Annotated in this window: 16 protein-coding genes; 6 read left to right on the top strand and 10 right to left on the bottom strand. The window is 60.4% G+C overall.

All coding sequences use genetic code 11. The features are described 5' to 3' along the window. The first annotated feature begins 1 nt into the window (after position 1). Entirely contained in the window at positions 2-1,345 is a 1,344-nt protein-coding gene (locus QFI97_RS09835; RefSeq protein ID WP_095100799.1) for an NCS2 family permease, read from the top strand. Here the strand turns inward: QFI97_RS09835 and QFI97_RS09830 are convergent. Next, a complete protein-coding gene (locus tag QFI97_RS09830; RefSeq protein ID WP_331834694.1) occupies positions 1,342-2,256 on the bottom strand; it encodes a LysR family transcriptional regulator in 915 nt (304 codons plus the stop codon). The genes QFI97_RS09835 and QFI97_RS09830 overlap by 4 nt on opposite strands. Before the next feature lie 176 nt (positions 2,257-2,432). On the opposite strand from QFI97_RS09830, the gene QFI97_RS09825 reads away from it, so the two are divergent. Next, positions 2,433-2,750: an RcnB family protein gene (locus tag QFI97_RS09825; protein ID WP_095100795.1), complete on the top strand. Its 318-nt coding sequence runs from the start codon at positions 2,433-2,435 to the stop codon at positions 2,748-2,750. 113 nt (positions 2,751-2,863) lie between these two features. Here the strand turns inward: QFI97_RS09825 and apbC are convergent, their stop codons facing one another. Beyond that, positions 2,864-3,973 (bottom strand): iron-sulfur cluster carrier protein ApbC, encoded by a 1,110-nt coding sequence (gene apbC / locus QFI97_RS09820; RefSeq protein WP_095100793.1) that lies wholly within the window; start codon positions 3,971-3,973, stop codon positions 2,864-2,866. Positions 3,974-4,126: 153 nt separating this feature from the next. On the opposite strand from apbC, the gene metG reads away from it, so the two are divergent. Next, complete coding sequence (gene metG, locus QFI97_RS09815; protein ID WP_095100791.1) at positions 4,127-6,160, top strand: methionine--tRNA ligase; 2,034 nt, start codon at positions 4,127-4,129, stop codon at positions 6,158-6,160. A 150-nt stretch (positions 6,161-6,310) separates the two neighbouring features. Continuing rightward, entirely contained in the window at positions 6,311-6,772 is a 462-nt protein-coding gene (locus QFI97_RS09810) for a YehR family lipoprotein (protein ID WP_331834696.1), read from the top strand. A 50-nt stretch (positions 6,773-6,822) separates the two neighbouring features. On the opposite strand, the gene QFI97_RS09805 is transcribed toward QFI97_RS09810, so the two are convergent. The 3 genes from QFI97_RS09805 to QFI97_RS09795 are packed head-to-tail and all read right to left on the bottom strand — an operon-like array spanning position 6,823 to position 9,748. After that, positions 6,823-7,293, bottom strand: coding sequence for a YehS family protein (locus QFI97_RS09805; RefSeq protein WP_095100787.1), 471 nt, complete (start codon positions 7,291-7,293; stop codon positions 6,823-6,825). 53 nt (positions 7,294-7,346) lie between these two features. Continuing rightward, the gene (gene btsR / locus QFI97_RS09800; RefSeq protein WP_095100785.1) at positions 7,347-8,066 is read right to left on the bottom strand and encodes a two-component system response regulator BtsR; all 720 of its coding nucleotides are present in this window, start codon (positions 8,064-8,066) and stop codon (positions 7,347-7,349) included. After that, positions 8,060-9,748, bottom strand: a complete 1,689-nt coding sequence (locus QFI97_RS09795) for a sensor histidine kinase (protein ID WP_095100783.1) — start codon at positions 9,746-9,748, stop codon at positions 8,060-8,062. The genes btsR and QFI97_RS09795 overlap by 7 nt, the downstream gene beginning before the upstream one ends. Positions 9,749-9,961: 213 nt before the next feature. Here QFI97_RS09795 and QFI97_RS09790 point away from each other — a divergent pair, with 213 nt between their 5' ends. Next, on the top strand, positions 9,962-10,693 hold the full coding sequence (locus QFI97_RS09790) for a MerR family transcriptional regulator (protein WP_095100781.1): 732 nt from the start codon (positions 9,962-9,964) through the stop codon (positions 10,691-10,693). Between the two features lie 59 nt (positions 10,694-10,752). After that, a complete protein-coding gene (locus tag QFI97_RS09785) occupies positions 10,753-10,866 on the top strand; it encodes a protein YohO (RefSeq protein ID WP_071844955.1) in 114 nt (37 codons plus the stop codon). Here QFI97_RS09785 and QFI97_RS09780 read toward each other — a convergent pair. From QFI97_RS09780 to bglX, 5 genes are all read right to left on the bottom strand, one after another. Then, positions 10,841-11,578, bottom strand: a complete 738-nt coding sequence (locus QFI97_RS09780; protein WP_346431021.1) for an ABC transporter permease — start codon at positions 11,576-11,578, stop codon at positions 10,841-10,843. The two genes, QFI97_RS09785 and QFI97_RS09780, sit on opposite strands and share 26 nt — an antisense overlap. Beyond that, positions 11,562-12,509 (bottom strand): ABC transporter ATP-binding protein, encoded by a 948-nt coding sequence (locus tag QFI97_RS09775; protein ID WP_095100777.1) that lies wholly within the window; start codon positions 12,507-12,509, stop codon positions 11,562-11,564. Before QFI97_RS09775 ends, QFI97_RS09780 begins: the two co-directional genes overlap by 17 nt. After that, the gene (locus QFI97_RS09770) at positions 12,502-13,659 is read right to left on the bottom strand and encodes an ABC transporter permease (protein WP_346431020.1); all 1,158 of its coding nucleotides are present in this window, start codon (positions 13,657-13,659) and stop codon (positions 12,502-12,504) included. Before QFI97_RS09770 ends, QFI97_RS09775 begins: the two co-directional genes overlap by 8 nt. A 6-nt stretch (positions 13,660-13,665) precedes the next feature. Beyond that, positions 13,666-14,583 (bottom strand): glycine betaine ABC transporter substrate-binding protein OsmF, encoded by a 918-nt coding sequence (gene osmF / locus QFI97_RS09765; protein WP_346431019.1) that lies wholly within the window; start codon positions 14,581-14,583, stop codon positions 13,666-13,668. Between the two features lie 140 nt (positions 14,584-14,723). Beyond that, the gene (bglX, locus tag QFI97_RS09760; RefSeq protein ID WP_346431018.1) at positions 14,724-17,021 is read right to left on the bottom strand and encodes a beta-glucosidase BglX; all 2,298 of its coding nucleotides are present in this window, start codon (positions 17,019-17,021) and stop codon (positions 14,724-14,726) included. Positions 17,022-17,105: the final 84 nt, after the last annotated feature.

Below are 17,105 nucleotides of genomic sequence, written 5' to 3'. Positions count from 1 at the left end.
AATGGCTGACAACACACTTCCTGCATCAACCCGGGGCAGCTGGCTGGAACGGCGATTTTCCCTCTACTCACGCGGCAGTACGCTGCGTACCGAGTGCCTGGCGGGGGTCACCGGCTTTCTCGCCGCCGCCTATCTGCTGGTGGTTATTCCCGGCCTGCTGGCGGTAGGCGGGATGGATAAAGGCGCGGTTACCACCGGAACGATTCTGGTCTTCGTCGCCGGAACGCTGCTGATGGCGTTCTACGCTAACCTGCCGTTTATCGTCGGCCCCGGCATCGGCGGATCGGTGCTGGTGGGCGTCACCCTGGCCGGTAGCGAAGGTATCGGCTGGCAAATCGGCCTCGGCATCGCCTGCTGGTCCGGAATTCTGTTTTTCCTGTTGACCAAATTCGGCCTGCGCGAGGTAGTGACCCGCTCGGTGCCGCAGTCGATCAAGCTGGGGCTAACGGCCTCCATCGGGCTGTTCGTGGCGGTTCTCGGCTTTCGCAACGCCGGCCTGGTGCTGGCGAATGCGAAAACCAACGCCCTGATGCTCGGCGATTTCCTGGCCCCCGGCGCGCTGGTGGCGCTGTGCGGCCTGTTTCTCGCCATTGCGCTGCAGGCGCGGCGCATTCCGGGCGCGATTCTGTGGGCCATCCTCGTTGCCACCCTCGTGGGGATCCCGGCCGGCGTCACCCGGCTGCCGACCAGCTTTATCGCCATGCCGCACTCGCTGACGCCGGTGCTCGGTCACGTCGATATGCTCGGCGCGCTGAATATCGCCTTTCTGCCGTTTCTGTTTATCTTTTTCGCCTCTGAGTTCTTCTCCACCATGGGGACAACTCTGGCGGTAGGCGGCGAGGCGGGCCTGCTGGATGAGGAGGGCAATATGGTGCACATCAACCGGCCGTTTATGGTCGACTCCATCGCCGCAGCCATCGGGCCGTGGGTCGGTATTCCGGCAGCCACCGCGCTGATTGAGTCCTCCGCGGCGGCCGAAGCGGGCGGCAAAACCGGGCTGACGGCGCTGGCGGCGGCGGTGATGTTCCTGCTGATGCTGCTGTTTACCCCGATTGCGCTGATGATCCCTAAAGAGGCCACCGCGCCGGCGCTGATCCTGATTGGTCTGAATATGTTCAGCGGTCTGCGCAAGGTCGATTTAGCCAACTTTACCGACGGGCTACCGGTGTTAATGATGGTGATGATCACCCTTATTGCCAACAGCTTTGGTACCGGCATCGCCGGCGGGCTGCTGTTCTATATCGTGATTAAGGCCGTTGCCGGAAAGTGGCGCGAGATCCCGTTAGGGCTGTGGATCCTCGCGATCCCGCTGGTCTACTACTTCGCGACGCTGGTAAGGCACTAAGGCGCCGGGCGCTGGTTCTGCAGCGCCTCGCAGCGGGCCTTCACCTCTTCATAGAGCAAACGCACCGCGGCAGAGAGCTGCTTGCGGTGCGGGCAAATCATATTCAGCGGCACCCGGTCGCCCTGATACTGCGGCAGGAGAACCTTCAGCCGCCCGGCGCGAATATCGTCGCTGACGTCGAGCCAGGATTTGTAGGCAAACCCCTCCCCGGCAATCGCCAGACGGCGAATCACTTCCGCATCGTCGCTGACGATAACGCCAGAAACCTGCACGTGCTGAACCTCCCCCGCCAGGCTTAATGACCAGCGATCGAACTGCCTGCCGCGCAGCACGTACAGCAGAGCGTTACGCTGCGCCAGCTCCTCCAGGGTCTGCGGTTCGCCGTGTTCGGCGATCCACGCCGGGGAGGCCACCAGCACCCGGCGGTTTTCCGCCGCCACCGGCAGCGAGATAAACGAGGCGTCGTCGTTATCGCCATAGCGAAACGCCACGTCGACCGGATCTTTAAACACGTCGGTGCGATGATCGGAGAACAGGATGCGCAGCCTGAGCTCCGGGTAGCGCTGGCGAAAGGCGCGAAACACCGTCAGCAGCAGATTGCGCCCAAGGTCGGAGGGCACCGCAATTTGCAGCGTGCCGCGGATTTCGTCATCCGGTAGCTGGATTTTTTGCAGCCCGGCGTGCAGGGTGTCGAGCATCTGCGTCGCATAGGGCAGCCAGGTCTCCCCTTCGGGGGTCAGGCGCAGGCTGCGGGTTGAGCGGGCAAAAAGACGGATATTCAGCGTGGTCTCCAGACGCTTAATCGCCGCGCTCACCTGCGCCGGCTGCTGCCCGACCTCCCGCGCCGCGTCGCTGAAGCTGCCGAGCGCCGCCGCGCGGACAAATAACGTCAGATCTTCCAGCCTGAACATATTAACTCCCACCTCCGAATCGCCGGACTTTTCCTAAAACTGGCGCAGTTCGCTGAATCGCGTAACCGGCACCATCGTTTGCTTACATTTTTAATCAACCAGTACTTGCCATCGCCGTCATGCTTCGGAATGATACGAGGCTGCGATTTTGTGTCCAGGATAATAATGAGGAATTTATGCGTAAAACAAAAATGCTGCTTCTGGGCGTACTGCTGGCGAGCGCCGGCGTCGTTGGGTCGGTTTCCGCCGCCGATCTGCAGAAATATGAGCTGGACGGCGTCACCTCCGACTTCCAGCAGTTTCGCGTAGGCGATACCGTACCGGCGCTGTATATGACCCCGGAGTACACCATTAAGCAGTGGCAGCAGCGCCACCTGCCTGCGCCAGACGTTAACACCCACTGGACCTACATGGGCGGCAGCTATGTGCTGGTCACCGAGCCTGAAGGTAAAATTGTCAAAATTTACGACGGCGAGATTTTCTACCAGCACTGATTGCAAGGCTCACGCAGCGCGCAGCGGCCGCTAGCCGCAACGAAAAACGCCCGGTCCTTCTGCTGCTCCCGCATGGCGCAGCGAAGTCCCGGGCGTTGTTTTACGCGCGGCGGTTAAACCGCGCGGAAGGCGATCTCGCTGGGAATAACCTCACCTTGCCAGTAGAGCTGGGCCGCCACGCGCCCTGCCAGCTGGCGATAGATATCGGTAAACTCGCTTTCCGGGCGGGCGATCACCGTCGGGGTACCGTTATCCAGGTCCTCACGCAGATGAATGTGCAGCGGCAGCTGGGCCAGCAGCTGGGTATGATATTGCTCCGCCAGCTTCTGCGCGCCGCCGGTGCCAAAGATAGGCTCATGGTGACCACAGTTGCTGCAAATATGCATGCTCATGTTCTCCACGATACCCAGCACCGGCACCTCCACTTTTTCGAACATCACAATGCCCTTTTTGGCATCGATCAGCGCGATGTCCTGCGGCGTGGTGACCACAACCGCGCCGGTCACCGGGATGTTCTGCGCCAGCGTCAGCTGAATGTCGCCGGTGCCTGGCGGCATATCCAGCACCAGGTAGTCGAGATCCGGCCACAGCGTCTCCTGCAGCATCTGCATCAGCGCCTTGCTGGCCATCGGGCCGCGCCACACCATAGCGTTGTCGTCAGTCACCAGATAGCCGATCGAGTTGGTGGCGAGGCCGAATTTCATAATCGGCGCCATATGGGTGCCGTCCGGCGAGGTGGGACGCTGATCTTCCGCGCCCAGCATGGTAGGAATCGACGGGCCGTAAATATCGGCGTCGAGAATCCCGACTTTGGCCCCTTCCGCCGCCAGCGCCAGCGCGAGGTTAACCGCCGTAGACGATTTCCCGACCCCGCCCTTACCGGAGCTCACGGCAATAATATTCTTCACGCCGTTGACGCCCGGCTGGTTTTTCACCCGCTTCAGGGTGGCGATGCTGTGCGTCAGCTTCCAGTCGATAGCCTGGGCGCCGGTAATGCGCAGCAGATCGGCGCTGCACTGCTCTTTCAGGGCTTCAAAAGCGCTGTGCCAGACGAACGGCATCTGAATCTCGATATGCACGGTGTCGTCCAGCCAGGCGACGTGGTGCAGCGCCTTCAGCGCGGTGAGATTGTGCTTCAAAGTGGGGTGCTGAAAATTAGCCAGCGTTCCGGCGACCATCGCGCGTAGACGTTCGGGGGATTTGGCCTGGGATTGCGAATTCATCCCGACTCCTTTGTTGTTATGAGATGCTTTCAGTAATGATTGAGTTTATCACAGCTGGGGATTATCCATATATGGTCAGCCATTTATGGCGCACCCAGTGCCCTTTTGGTAATATCAAAAGCCCTTTTTACAACAGAAGATGTAATGCTCACTATGACTCAAGTCGCGAAGAAAATTCTGGTAACGTGCGCGCTGCCGTACGCCAACGGCTCAATCCACCTCGGCCACATGCTGGAGCACATCCAGGCTGATGTCTGGGTCCGTTACCAGCGAATGCGCGGCCACGAGGTCAACTTCATCTGCGCCGACGACGCCCACGGCACGCCGATCATGCTGAAAGCCCAGCAGCTTGGCGTCTCTCCGGAGCAGATGATTGGCGAGATGAGTCAGGAGCACCAGGCCGATTTTGCCGGCTTCGACATTAGCTACGATAACTACCACTCCACGCACAGCGACGAAAACCGCGAGCTGTCGGAGCTTATCTACTCGCGCCTGAAAGAGAACGGTTTTATTAAAAACCGCACCATCTCTCAGCTCTACGATCCGGAAAAAGGGATGTTCCTCCCTGACCGTTTCGTGAAGGGGACCTGCCCGAAATGTAAATCACCGGATCAGTACGGCGATAACTGCGAAGTGTGCGGCGCGACCTACAGCCCGACCGAGCTGATCGAGCCGAAATCGGTGGTTTCCGGCGCGACGCCGGTGATGCGTGAATCCGAGCACTTCTTCTTCGACCTGCCGTCGTTTAGCGAAATGCTGCAGGCGTGGACCCGCAGCGGCGCGCTGCAGGAACAGGTGGCGAATAAGATGCAGGAGTGGTTCGAGTCTGGTCTGCAGCAGTGGGACATCTCCCGCGATGCGCCGTACTTCGGTTTCGAAATTCCCAACGCGCCGGGCAAATACTTCTACGTCTGGCTGGACGCGCCGATCGGCTACATGGGTTCATTCAAAAACCTGTGCGACAAACGCGGCGATAGCGAAAGCTTTGACGCCTACTGGAAGAAAGACTCCGCCGCCGAGCTGTATCACTTTATCGGTAAGGATATCGTCTACTTCCACAGCCTGTTCTGGCCGGCGATGCTGGAAGGCAGCGGCTTCCGCAAGCCGACCAACCTGTTCGTTCACGGCTACGTGACGGTCAACGGCGCGAAGATGTCTAAATCGCGCGGCACCTTCATTAAAGCCAGCACCTGGCTGAACCACTTTGACGCCGACAGCCTGCGCTACTACTACGCCGCCAAGCTCTCTTCGCGCATCGACGATATCGACCTCAACCTCGAAGACTTCATTCAGCGCGTCAACGCCGACATCGTCAACAAGCTGGTTAACCTCGCGTCGCGCAACGCCGGCTTTATCGCCAAACGCTTCGACGGCGTGCTGGCCGCTGAGCTGGCCGATCCGGCGCTGTACAAAACCTTCACCGATGCGGCAGCAAGCATTGGCGAAGCGTGGGACAGCCGCGAGTTCGGTAAAGCCATCCGTGAAATCATGGCGCTGGCCGACGTGGCTAACCGCTACGTTGACGAGCAGGCCCCGTGGGTAGTCGCCAAACAGGAAGGCCGCGATGCCGATCTGCAGGCTATCTGCTCCATGGGCATCAACCTGTTCCGCGTACTGATGACCTGGCTCAAGCCGGTCCTGCCGCAGCTGACCGCCCGCGCCGAAGCGTTCCTCAACAGCGAGCTGAGCTGGGATGCGATCCAGCAGCCGCTGCTGGCGCATAAGGTCAACACCTTCAAAGCGCTGTATAACCGCATCGAAATGAAGCAGGTTGAGGCGCTGGTAGAGGCATCGAAGGAAGAGGTGAAGGCGCTCTCGGCTCCGGCCACCGGCCCGCTGGCGGACGATCCGCTGCAGGAAACCATCAGCTTTGATGATTTTGCCAAAGTGGATATGCGCATTGCGCTGATCGAAAACGCCGAATTCGTCGACGGTTCCGACAAGCTGCTGCGCCTGACGCTGGATATCGGCGGCGAGAAGCGCAACGTCTTCTCCGGCATCCGTAGCGCCTACCCCGACCCGCAGGCGCTGATTGGTCGTCTGACGGTGATGGTCGCTAACCTCGCGCCGCGCAAGATGCGCTTCGGCATCTCCGAAGGAATGGTGATGGCGGCGGGCCCTGGCGGGAAAGATATCTTCCTGCTCAGCCCGGACAGCGGCGCCCAGCCTGGTCAACAGGTCAAATAATCTCCGCGTAAAACGCTGCCCCGGCAGCGTTTTTTTTGCCTGAAGCCTCTCCCGGCAGGCTCTTTAATTTGCACGCCCTGCTAATAAGAACAATAATCAATACGCTATTCTGACAACGGAACGGTATTAATATCAACACAGGGAACCGGGATGAAATATACACACAAGCTCACCGCGCTTGCCGTCGTCGCTCTGCTGACCACGGCGCTGACCGCCTGCGACAATAAAAAAGAGCAGAGCAAAACCTTTAACCGCGCGGCCGAAGGCGTCGAACTCAGTTTTACCTATTATTATGAGGGCGACAAAGTCCTACGTCAGGACGCCAACAACATCATCCCCTATAAAACCATCGGCGCCAGCAATGAAGAGCAGGCGCGGGCCATTATTGAACCGATGAGCAGCGTTTATCGCAGCATAAAGGGGGTGGAGCAAACCATCGACTATAAAGACAGCTATGCGCAGGAACACCTGAGCGTCGATTTTAACGAGGCGAAAATCAGCGAACTGTGCAAGCTACCGGGATCGATGTTCACCGACTGCTCGCGGCAGTTTGTTTCGATGTCCGTGTCGACAAAACTACTCGAAGAGCAGGGTTTTCAGGAAGTGAAGTAGGCCGTAGCCCGGCTAAGCGCTGCGCCAGCCGGGCCGCCTGATGCAGAAACTCAGGGTTTGGCGGCGTGCACGCGCTCGGTCAGACCGCGCAGGAAATAGCGCAGGAACTGGTCGCCGCACTCGCGGAAGTTTTTATGCTCCGGCGCGCGCATCATGGCGGTAATTTCCGGCATTGAGACGCGGAACTGCTGCTGGGTCAAAATGGCGAGAATATCGTCGGTCTTCAGAGAGAAGGCAATGCGCAGCTTTTTCAGCACGACATTGTTATTCACCCGACGCTCAACCGCCAGCGGCGGCGCGGACTCATCTTTACCGCGTTTGTCGTAAATCAGACCATTCAGGAAGATCGACAGGACGATATCCGGACAGCGCTGGAAGCCGTCCTCGTCCTCTTTTTTCAGCCACGGTACCAGCTGCTCTGCGCTGACGACGGAATCGCCGAGCGCAAAAATACGCACCAGGCCATTATTATTGGTTTTCAAGGTGTAGCGCAGGCTACGTAGGATATCGTTGCTGATCATAATGCCTTCATGATGAAAAATACTGGCGCTAAGTCTACCACGATTCTGCCGTTTTACAGACCAATCGCCTCTTTCAGGCTTTTTAAGTAGCGGCGGCTAACCGGCACCGTATGCCCGGCGCGCATCAGCAGCTCGGCCTGGCCGTTCTCCTCCAGACGAATCTCCTTCAGGTGGGCCATATTGACCAGATACTGACGGTGGCAGCGCAGCAGCGGCGTTCGGCTCTCGAGGGTGCGCAGGGTCAGCTCGGTGAAGCCCTCCTTCCCTTCGCTGTCGGTGACGTAAATACCGCTCATCCGGCTGCTGACAAACGCCACGTCCTCCATCTGCAGCAGCCAGATCCGGCTATGGCCGCTGCAGGGGATATATTTCAGCGCCTGCTGAGCGCCGTCGAGTAGCGAAATGTCCTGCAGGCTGCGCTCCTGGCGCAGGCGAGCCAGAGTTTTATCCAGCCTGGCGGCCTCAATCGGCTTGAGCAGATAGTCAAACGCGTGCTCTTCGAACGCCTTAACCGCATATTCGTCGAAGGCGGTAAGGAACACGATATAGGGCCGGTGCTCGGGGTCGAGCATGCCGACCATCTCCAGCCCGCTGATGCGCGGCATCTGGATATCGAGGAACAGCACGTCCGGGCGCAGCTTGTGCACCGCGCCAATCGCCTCAACGGCGTTACCGCACTCCCCCACGACCTCAATATCGCTCTGCGCTTCCAGCAAAATACGCAGGTTTTCACGCGCCAGCGGCTCATCATCAACGATTAATACTTTTAACACGCGCTCTCCTCCACGGGCAGTCGCAGCGTAACTCGGGTAAAGCGCTCGGCTTCACAGGTCACGGTAATTCCACACTCAGCGCCAAATCGCGCCCGCAGCCGCCGGTCCACCAGGCTCATGCCGAGTCCGCTGGCGTCCGGATTGGCCTGATACAGCCCGGCGTTATCTTCGATATCCAGCTGCAGCCAACGCGCGTCCTGGCTGGCGCGAATGATAATCTCGCCCACGCCAAGATGCTGCGAGGTGCCGTGCTTAATGGCGTTTTCCACGATCGGCTGCAGCGTAAACGCCGGTAGCTGGTGATGCGCCAGCGCGTCGGGCACCAGCATCTGAATCTGTAGATTGGCCTGAAAACGCGCTTTTTCAATCTGCAGATAGGCATTCACATGCTCAATCTCATCCGCCAGGGTGACAATTTCCGACGGCCGCTTCAGGTTTTTGCGAAAGAAGGTCGACAGATACTGCACCAGCTGGCCGGCCTGATCGCTGTCGCGGCGAATCACCGCCTTGAGGGTATTCAGGGCGTTGAACAGAAAGTGTGGATTAACCTGGGCATGCAGCAGCTTAATTTCCGACTGGGTTAACAGCGCCTTCTGTCGTTCATACTGCCCGGCAAGAATTTGCGCCGACAGCAGCTGGGCAATCCCCTCGCCCAGCGTACGGTTGATTGAGCTGAACAAACGGTTCTTCGCCTCATACAGTTTGATGGTGCCAATCACCCGCTGGTTCTCGCCGCGCAGCGGGATCACCAGCGTTGAGCCGAGCTTGCAGTGCGGGTGGATGGAGCAGCGGTAGGGAACCTCGTTGCCGTCGGCGTATACCACTTCGCCGCTTTCGATCGCCTTTTGGGTGTAGAGGGAGGAGATAGGCTTGCCGGGAAGATGATGATCGTCGCCGATGCCGGTGAAGGCCAGCAGCCGGTCGCGATCGGTAATCGCCACCGCGCCGATATCCAGCTCCTGGATAAGCACCTGCGCCACCCGCATGCTGTTCTCTTCGTTAAACCCCTGGCGCAGGATCCCCTCCGTCGAGGCCGCGACCTTCAGCGCGGTAGCGGAAAACGCCGAGGTGTATTTTTCAAACATCGCCCGCTTATCGAGCAGGATACGCATAAACAGCGCGGCGCCAACGGTGTTGGTGACCATCATCGGCGCGGCAATGCTCTGAACCAGATGGAGGGCGTCCTGAAACGGGCGCGCGATCAGCAGGATAATCATCATCTGCACCAGTTCGGCAAAGAAGGTGATCGCTCCGGCGGTCAGCGGGCTAAAGACCTTATCCGGCCGCCCGCGCTTCACGAGGATGCTGTGCACCAGCCCGCCAAGCAGCCCTTCGACAATGGTCGAAACCATGCAGCTTAGCGCGGTCATTCCGCCAAGGGAGTAGCGATGCAGCCCGCCGGTCAGCCCCACGAGGCCACCGACCACCGGCCCGCCGAGCAGGCCGCCCATTACCGCGCCGATGGCCCGGGTATTGGCGATAGAGTCTTCAATATGCAGACCGAAGTAGGTCCCCATAATGCAGAAAATTGAGAAGGTAACGTAGCACAGCAGCTTGTGCGGCAGACGGACTGTGACCTGCATCAGGGGAATGAACAGCCGCGTCTTGCTCATCAGCCACGCGATAACTAAAAAGACGCACATCTGCTGGAGCAGCAGCAACACCAGATCGAACTCGTACATACCCGCAGACCACACATCACCTGAAAGCGCGTAACATACACCGCCCCGGCAAATCTTTCTTTGAAGCGCTACAAGAAAATGAACATTCATGGCCGCGATCACACTTCTTAGCGCCTTGCTCTCGGCGAAAAGAACAAAAAATAAGCAAATATTTCCCCTTCCCCAAACAGCTTCTACAGTTATAGGGAGGAGAATTCTGCGGGAGGGGAAGAGATGACGCTTTATACGATTGGTGAAGTGGCGCAGCTTTGTGACGTTAACCCGGTAACGCTTCGCGCCTGGCAACGGCGCTACGGTCTGCTCAAACCTCAGCGTACCGACGGCGGCCACCGCCTGTTCAACGAGCAGGAGATTGACCGCATCCGCGAAATTAAGCGCTGGATTGACTCCGGCGTTCAGGTAGGAAAGGTCAAAACGCTGCTCGCCGACAGCGACCCGCAGGAGGAAGGCGGCTGGCGCGAACAGCAGGAGATCGTGCTGACGCTGCTGCACGACGGCAGCTACCGTCGTCTGCGGTCGTGGATTAAAGAGCGCAGCCACAGCTATCCGGCGCACACCCTGGTCAACCACCTGTTTGTTCCTTTACGCCATCGCCTGCTTAGCCCCCAGCCGACGCTTATCGCGCTGCGCGGCATTCTCGACGGGGTCCTCATCAGCCACATTGCGCAAAGCCTGGCCAGCGCCTGGAAGCACCCCGGCAGCCACGCGCTGGTCGTGGGCTGGAACACCGGCGATATCGCCCGGCTGTGGCTGGAGGGCTGGGTGGCCAGCGAACAGGGCTGGCGGGTCGACGTCGTCGCCCACTCGCTGACGCAGATTCGCCCGGAGCTGTTCCCCGAGAGCACCCTGCTGGTGTGGTGCGGCGAAACGCCCGCTCCCGCCGAGCAGGAACAGCTGCTGGAGTGGCAGCAGCAAGGGCGCGCGATCTGGCTAAATAGCAATTAATGTTTCATTAACACCTGCGCTTCACCGTATAATCGCCCCGTTAACATCAGGAGCCTATTATGAAGCCAGCAAAAATTGCGGTTATTACCCTGTTCTTATTTATGGCTATCGGCGGGATCAGCGGCGTTATGCTTGCCGGTTACTCCTTTATCGTTCGCGGCGGTGTCGGCTGATTCGCTGATTCAGCCGCTCAAACCCACGATCGACCACGATCGCCGCCAGCGCCACCAGCAGCGCCCCTTGCAGCACATAGGCGGTATTAAACCCGCTCAGGCCGATAACAATCGGCGTGCCGAGGGTATTGGCCCCGACCGTTGAGGCAATCGTCGCCGTCCCTATATTGACGATCGTCGAAGTACGAATACCGGCCAGCATCACCGGTGCCGCCAGCGGCAGCTCGACTTTTACCAGCCTCTGCCAGCGGGTCATTCCCATTCCCTGCGCAACCTCAATAACCCCCGAGGGCACCGCGCTCAGGCCCGCCAGCGTGCCCTGCAGCACCGGCAGTATGCCGTACAGCGCCAGCGCAATCAGCGCCGGTTCCCAGCCAAACCCCAGAACCGGAACGGCAATCGCCAGAACCGCCACCGGCGGAAAGGTCTGCCCCATTGCGGCAATGGTCTCCACCAGCGGGCGAAATTCGCGGCCCGCGGGGCGCGTTACCGCAATCCCCGCCCCAACGCCGATAAGGGTTGCCGCGAGGCTGGAGAGCGCCACCAGCCAGCAGTGGGCGAGGGTCAGCGAAAGAAAGCTCTGCTGCTGATAGACCGGGCGCGGCAGTTCCGGAAACAGAGCGCTAAACAGCGGCGCGCTGTAGGGGAGCGCCAGCAGAATGGCGATAAACAGCGCCAGCAGCCACAGCAGCGGATCACGCAGAACCTTCATGCCGTACCTCCTCGCGCAGCAGATCGGCAAAATGCAGCGTCCCGCACGCGGCCCCCCGTTCATCCACCACCGGCAGCACCTCGCGACGGTGGGCCACGAACAGCGACAGCGCCTCGCGCAGCGTCATCGCCACGTTCAGGGTATCTCCGGCGAGACGTTCATCGCGGCGCAGATAGTCGGCGACGCCGCGCAGCGACAGCAGGCGAACGCCAAGCTCGCTGCGGCCAAAAAAGGTCTCGACAAAGTCATTCTTCGGCTGCAGCAGCATCTGCAGCGGCTCCCCCTGCTGCACGACTTCGCCGCCGTCCATCAGCACCAGGTGATCCGCCAGCCGCAGCGCTTCGTCAATATCGTGGGTGACCAGCACAATCGTGCGCCCCAGCAGCCGGTGAATACGGATCATCTCCTGCTGGAGCGCCTCGCGGGTCACCGGATCGAGCGCGCCAAAGGGCTCGTCCATCAGCAGAACCTCAGGATTTGCCGCCAGCGCCCGCGCCACGCCGACCCGCTGCTGCTGGCCGCCGGAAAGCTGATGCGGATAGCGCGCCCGCAGCGTGGCCTCCAGCCCCAGCAGCGCCATCAGTTCATCAACCCGCTCCGCCACTTTCCGCCGCGGCCACTTCTGCAGCTGCGGGACGGTGGCGATATTCTGCGCCACCGTCCAGTGGGGAAACAGGCCGATCGACTGGATGGCGTAGCCCATCCGCCGACGCAGCGCCAGCACCGGCTGCTCGCGGATATCCTGGCCGGCGAAGCGGATAGTGCCGCTGTCGTGCTCAACCAGCCGGTTGATCATCTTCAGCGTCGTCGACTTGCCCGAACCGGAGGTGCCGATCAGCACCGAGAACGCCCCCTCGCGCAGGTGCAGATTGAGGTTTTTCACCGCCGGCTGCCCGGCAAAAGATTTGTTTACGCCGTCAAATTCAATCACCCGCCTCTCCTTTTAGCAACGCGCCCCACAGCGCAAAAAGCGCATCCACCACCACCGCCAGCGCAATCGTCGGGATCACCCCAAGCAGCACCAGATCCAGGGCGCTGCTGAGCAGGCCCTGGAACACCAGAGCGCCGAATCCCCCGGCGCCGATCAGCGCGGCCACCACCGCCATGCCGACGGTTTGTACGCTTACCACCCGCAGGCTGCGCAGCAGTATCGGCAGCGCCAGCGGCAGCTGTACGTGCCAGAAGCGCTGGCCGCCGCTCATGCCCATCCCCGCCGCGCTTTCCAACGCTTCGCGCGGCACCTGCTGCAGGCCGGTGACCACCCCGCGCACCAGCGGCAGCAGAGCGTAGAGCACCAGCGCAATCAGCGCGGGCGCCGTTCCGGTGCCGGAGATACCGGCCTCAGCCAGCGCGGGAAAGCGGCGCGTCAGGCCGGCAAGCGGCGCGATCAGCAGGCCAAATAGCGCCACCGAAGGGATCGTTTGAATGACGTTGAGGCAGGTAAACACCGACGCCTGCCACCGCGGCTGCCGCCAGAGCCACACGCCCACCGGGACTCCGATGAGCAGAGCGGGCAGCAGCGTGCCGAGCAGCAGGAGCACATGCTGGCGCAGGGCATCGTCAAAGATATCCTGGCGGTTGGCGTACTCTTTTAGCAGCGATAGCGAGTCAAGCATCCCCGTCGCCAGCAGGATGCAGGGAATTAGCCAGATTTGCGCATTGAGCAGCCAGCGCCACAGCGCCCGGGCGGTCAGGCGCCGTATCGCATCGCTGGCCAGCAGCAGGCACAGCGCCAGCGAAAGCCACAGCCCGCTGCCCGGCGAAGTGCGCGCCAGCGACGACCCGCTTTGCGCCAGCTGTAGCGCCGCCTGCCCGGCCCCGAACCACAGCAGCGGCAGCAGCGCATCGGCTATCAGGAAGGTTAACAGCAGCGGTAAGCGCCCGGGCAGCGCGCAAAGCAGCAGTACGGCCATCGCCATGCCCAGCTGCGCGGCGGCCAGCCACGGCCAGCTCTGCCACAGCCAGCGCGCCTCTCCGGAGAGTAGCCGGTTCGGCGCATAGTTCACAAACGGCAGAGCCACCATCATCAGCAGTAAAAGCGCCAGCAGCAGCGAAACGCGGTTATAGCAACGAATAGCCACCAAAACCTACTTCAACAGCCCTTTTTGCTGCAGATAGTCTGCGGCAACTTTCTTCGCATCCAGCCCTTCCACCGCAATGCTGGCGTTGAGCTGCTGCAGCGTTTTTTCGTCAAGGCTGGCGAATACAGGCTGCAGCCACTGCGCCATATGCGGATAGGCCTTCAGCACCGCTTCGCGCACCACCGGCGCCGGGGCATAGATCGGCTGTACGCCTTTCGGGTCGCTCAGCGTTTGCAGCCCGAGCGCGGCCACCGGCCCGTCGGTACCATAGGCCATCGCCGCGTTGACGCCGGAGGTCTGCTGCGCCGCCGCCTTGATGGTCACCGCCGTGTCGCCGCCCGCCAGCGACAGCAGCTGGTTTTGATTAAGCTTGAAATCGTAGGCCTTTTCAAAGGCCGGGAGCGCATCCGGGCGTTCGATAAACTCGGCGGAAGCCGCCAGCTTGAATTCACCGCCCTTCTGCAGATAGCTGCTCAAATCGGCCAGCGAAGTGAGGTGGTTTTTTTGCGCCAGATCCTGGCGCACGGCGATGGTCCAGGTATTGTTGGCCGGCGCAGGCGTTAGCCAGATCAGCTTATTCTTCTCGGCGTCCAGGGTTTTGACCTTCTCATAACCCTGCTGCGCGTTTTTCCACGCCGGGTCGTTCTCCTGCTTAAAGAAGAAGGCCCCGTTGCCGGTATACTCGGGGTAAATATCTAATTCACCCGCGGTAATGGCGCCGCGTACCACCGGCGTGGTGCCGAGCTGAATTTTATTCACCGTCTTCACGCCGTGGCTTTCCAGAACCTGCAAAATAATATTGCCCAGCAGCGCCCCTTCGGTATCAATTTTTGAGCCAACTTTGACCGGCTCCGCCGCCTGCAGCGGCAGGCTCACCAGGGCCGCCAGCGCGAGGGCGCCCGACCATTTGCTTGCAATCATCATCCCGCTTCCCTCTTTAATTTGCGCTCCATTTACAGAAGCTTAAGAGAAAAGAGTAGCCCAAATGCGCAGTGAGAGGAAAAGAAAAGGCCGGTTACCCGGCCTGATAGAGAGTCAACGTCAGCGCGTCGCGCCCGCCTGAACTACAGCAATTCAAACTCACCCTGCTTCACGCGGGCAGAATCTACGCCGATAAAGACGTTGAATTTACCCGGCTCGGCGGCGTATTTCATTTTCTGGTTCCAGAACTTCAGCGCGTCGACCTCAATCGGGAAGCTGACGGTCTGGGTCTCGCCCGGCTTGAGGGTCACGCGCTTGAAGCCGCGCAGCATTTTCACCGGGCGGCTCATCGAGGCGGTAACGTCCTGCAGGTACAGCTGGATCACCGTCGCCCCTTCGCGCTTGCCGGTATTGGTTACCTGCACGCTGGCGGTCACGCTGCCGTCGGCCTGCATGGTCGGCGCCGACATTTTGACGTCGGATACGCTAAAGGTGGTGTAGCTCAGGCCGTAGCCAAACGGATAGAGCGGGCCGTTGGCCTCATCAAAGTAGCGCGAGGTGTACTTATTCGGCTTGTCGGCGTTGTAGGGACGACCGGTATTGAGGTGGCTGTAGTAGACCGGGATCTGCCCCACCGAGCGCGGGAACGACATCGGCAACTTGCCGGACGGATTCGCGTCGCCGAACAGGACGTCGGCGATGGCGTTGCCGCCTTCGGTGCCGGCGAACCAGGTCTCCAGAATCGCGTCAGCCTGCTGATCCTCTTTGACCAGCGCCAGCGGGCGGCCGTTCATCAGCACCAGCACCAGCGGTTTACCGGTGGCTTTGAGGGCGCTGATTAAATCGCGCTGGCTCTGGGGCAGAGTGATATCGGTGCGGCTGGAGGCTTCGTGCGCCATCCCCTGCGCTTCGCCGACAACCGCGACGACCACGTCAGACTGCTTCGCGGCGGCGACCGCCTCGTCGATCATCGCCTGCGGCGAGCGCGGATCGATCTGCACCGCTTTCTCATACAGGTTGAGGAAATCAACGATGCCTTTATCGTCAGTCACGTTGGCGCCGCGGGCGTATACCACCTTACCGCGATCGCCGAGCGCCGTTTTAATCCCGGTGAGCACGGTAACCGACTGATCGGCAACGCCTGCCGCCGACCAGCTGCCCATCATGTCCCGCTTGCTGTCAGCCAGCGGCCCGATAACCGCAACGGTGCCCGATTTTTTCAGCGGCAGCGTCTCAAGACGGTTTTTCAGCAGTACCAGGCTTTCGCGCGCCACTTCCCGGGCCTCTTTACGATGCAGGCGGCTTTCGGCGTTGGTGTCCTGCGGGTCTGACTCCTTCGGTCCCAGGTGGCTGTACGGATCGTTAAACAGCCCCATATCGTATTTGACGTTGAGCACGTGGCGCGTCGCGTCGTCCAGCTCCGCCATCGTCACCTTGCCGGACTTCACCAGATCCGGCAGGTATTTGCTGTAGTACTCGTCGCTCATGCTCATATTGATGCCGGACTTCAGCGCCACGCGCACCGCGTCTTCCGGGTCGGAAGCAACGCCGTGTTTGATCAACTCTTTAATCGCGCCGTGGTCGGAAACGGTAATGCCCTTAAAGCCCCAGTCGTCGCGCAGCACCTCTTTTAGCAGCCACGCATCGGAGGTGGCCGGCGTACCGTTGAGCGAGTTAAGCGCCACCATTACCGCGCCGCTGCCGGCATCCAGCCCCGCTTTGTACGGCGGCATATAGTCGTTGAACAGGCGCTGCGAGCTCATATCGACGGTGTTGTACTCTTTACCGCCCTCCACCGCGCCGTAGGCGGCGAAGTGCTTCACGCTGGTCATCACCGAGTAGCGGTCCGCCGGGCTTTTGCCCTGCATCGACTCAACCATCGCTTTGCCCATCATGGTGGTTAAATAGGTATCTTCGCCAAAGCCTTCCGAGGCGCGTCCCCAGCGCGGATCGCGGGAGACGTCCACCATCGGCGCCCAGGTCATGTTGAGGCCATCGTCGGCGGCCTCATAGGCCGAAATGCGCCCGACGGTATTCACCGCGTCGAGGTTAAAGGAGGAGGCCAGGCCGAGGCTTATCGGGAAGACGGTGCGCTGGCCGTGAAGCACGTCGTAGGCAAAGAATAGCGGAATTTTCAGCCGGCTGAGCTGCATCACCTGGTCCTGCATCACGCGGATATCCGAGCGGGTCACGGTGTTGAAGATCGCCCCGACCTGGCTCTCTTTGATCATCTCGCGGATCGCCTCTTTCGGGTTATCCGGGCCGACGCTGATCAGCCGCAGCTGGCCGATCTTTTCGTCTACCGTCATTTTTTTCAGCAGTTCGCTGACGAAGGCATCCCGCGCCTGCGGAGTCAAAGGATGGTTGCCGAACAGTTCATCCGCCAGCGCGGGTTGCAGCGCCAGGCTAACGGCGAGGCCTACAGTACAGAGCCATTTCATGGTTATCTCTCTTTTCTTCCAGTAGCGAGGATTTTGGCGAAACCTATACTCTATCAATTTCGAGCCGGGGGACTCATCGTCCCG

This window comes from Klebsiella scottii (assembly GCF_036561945.1).
Taxonomy (GTDB): Bacteria; Pseudomonadota; Gammaproteobacteria; order Enterobacterales; family Enterobacteriaceae; genus Klebsiella; species Klebsiella scottii.
Note: the sequence above shows the minus strand (reverse complement) of the source record. Positions and strands in the feature narration are given on the sequence as shown.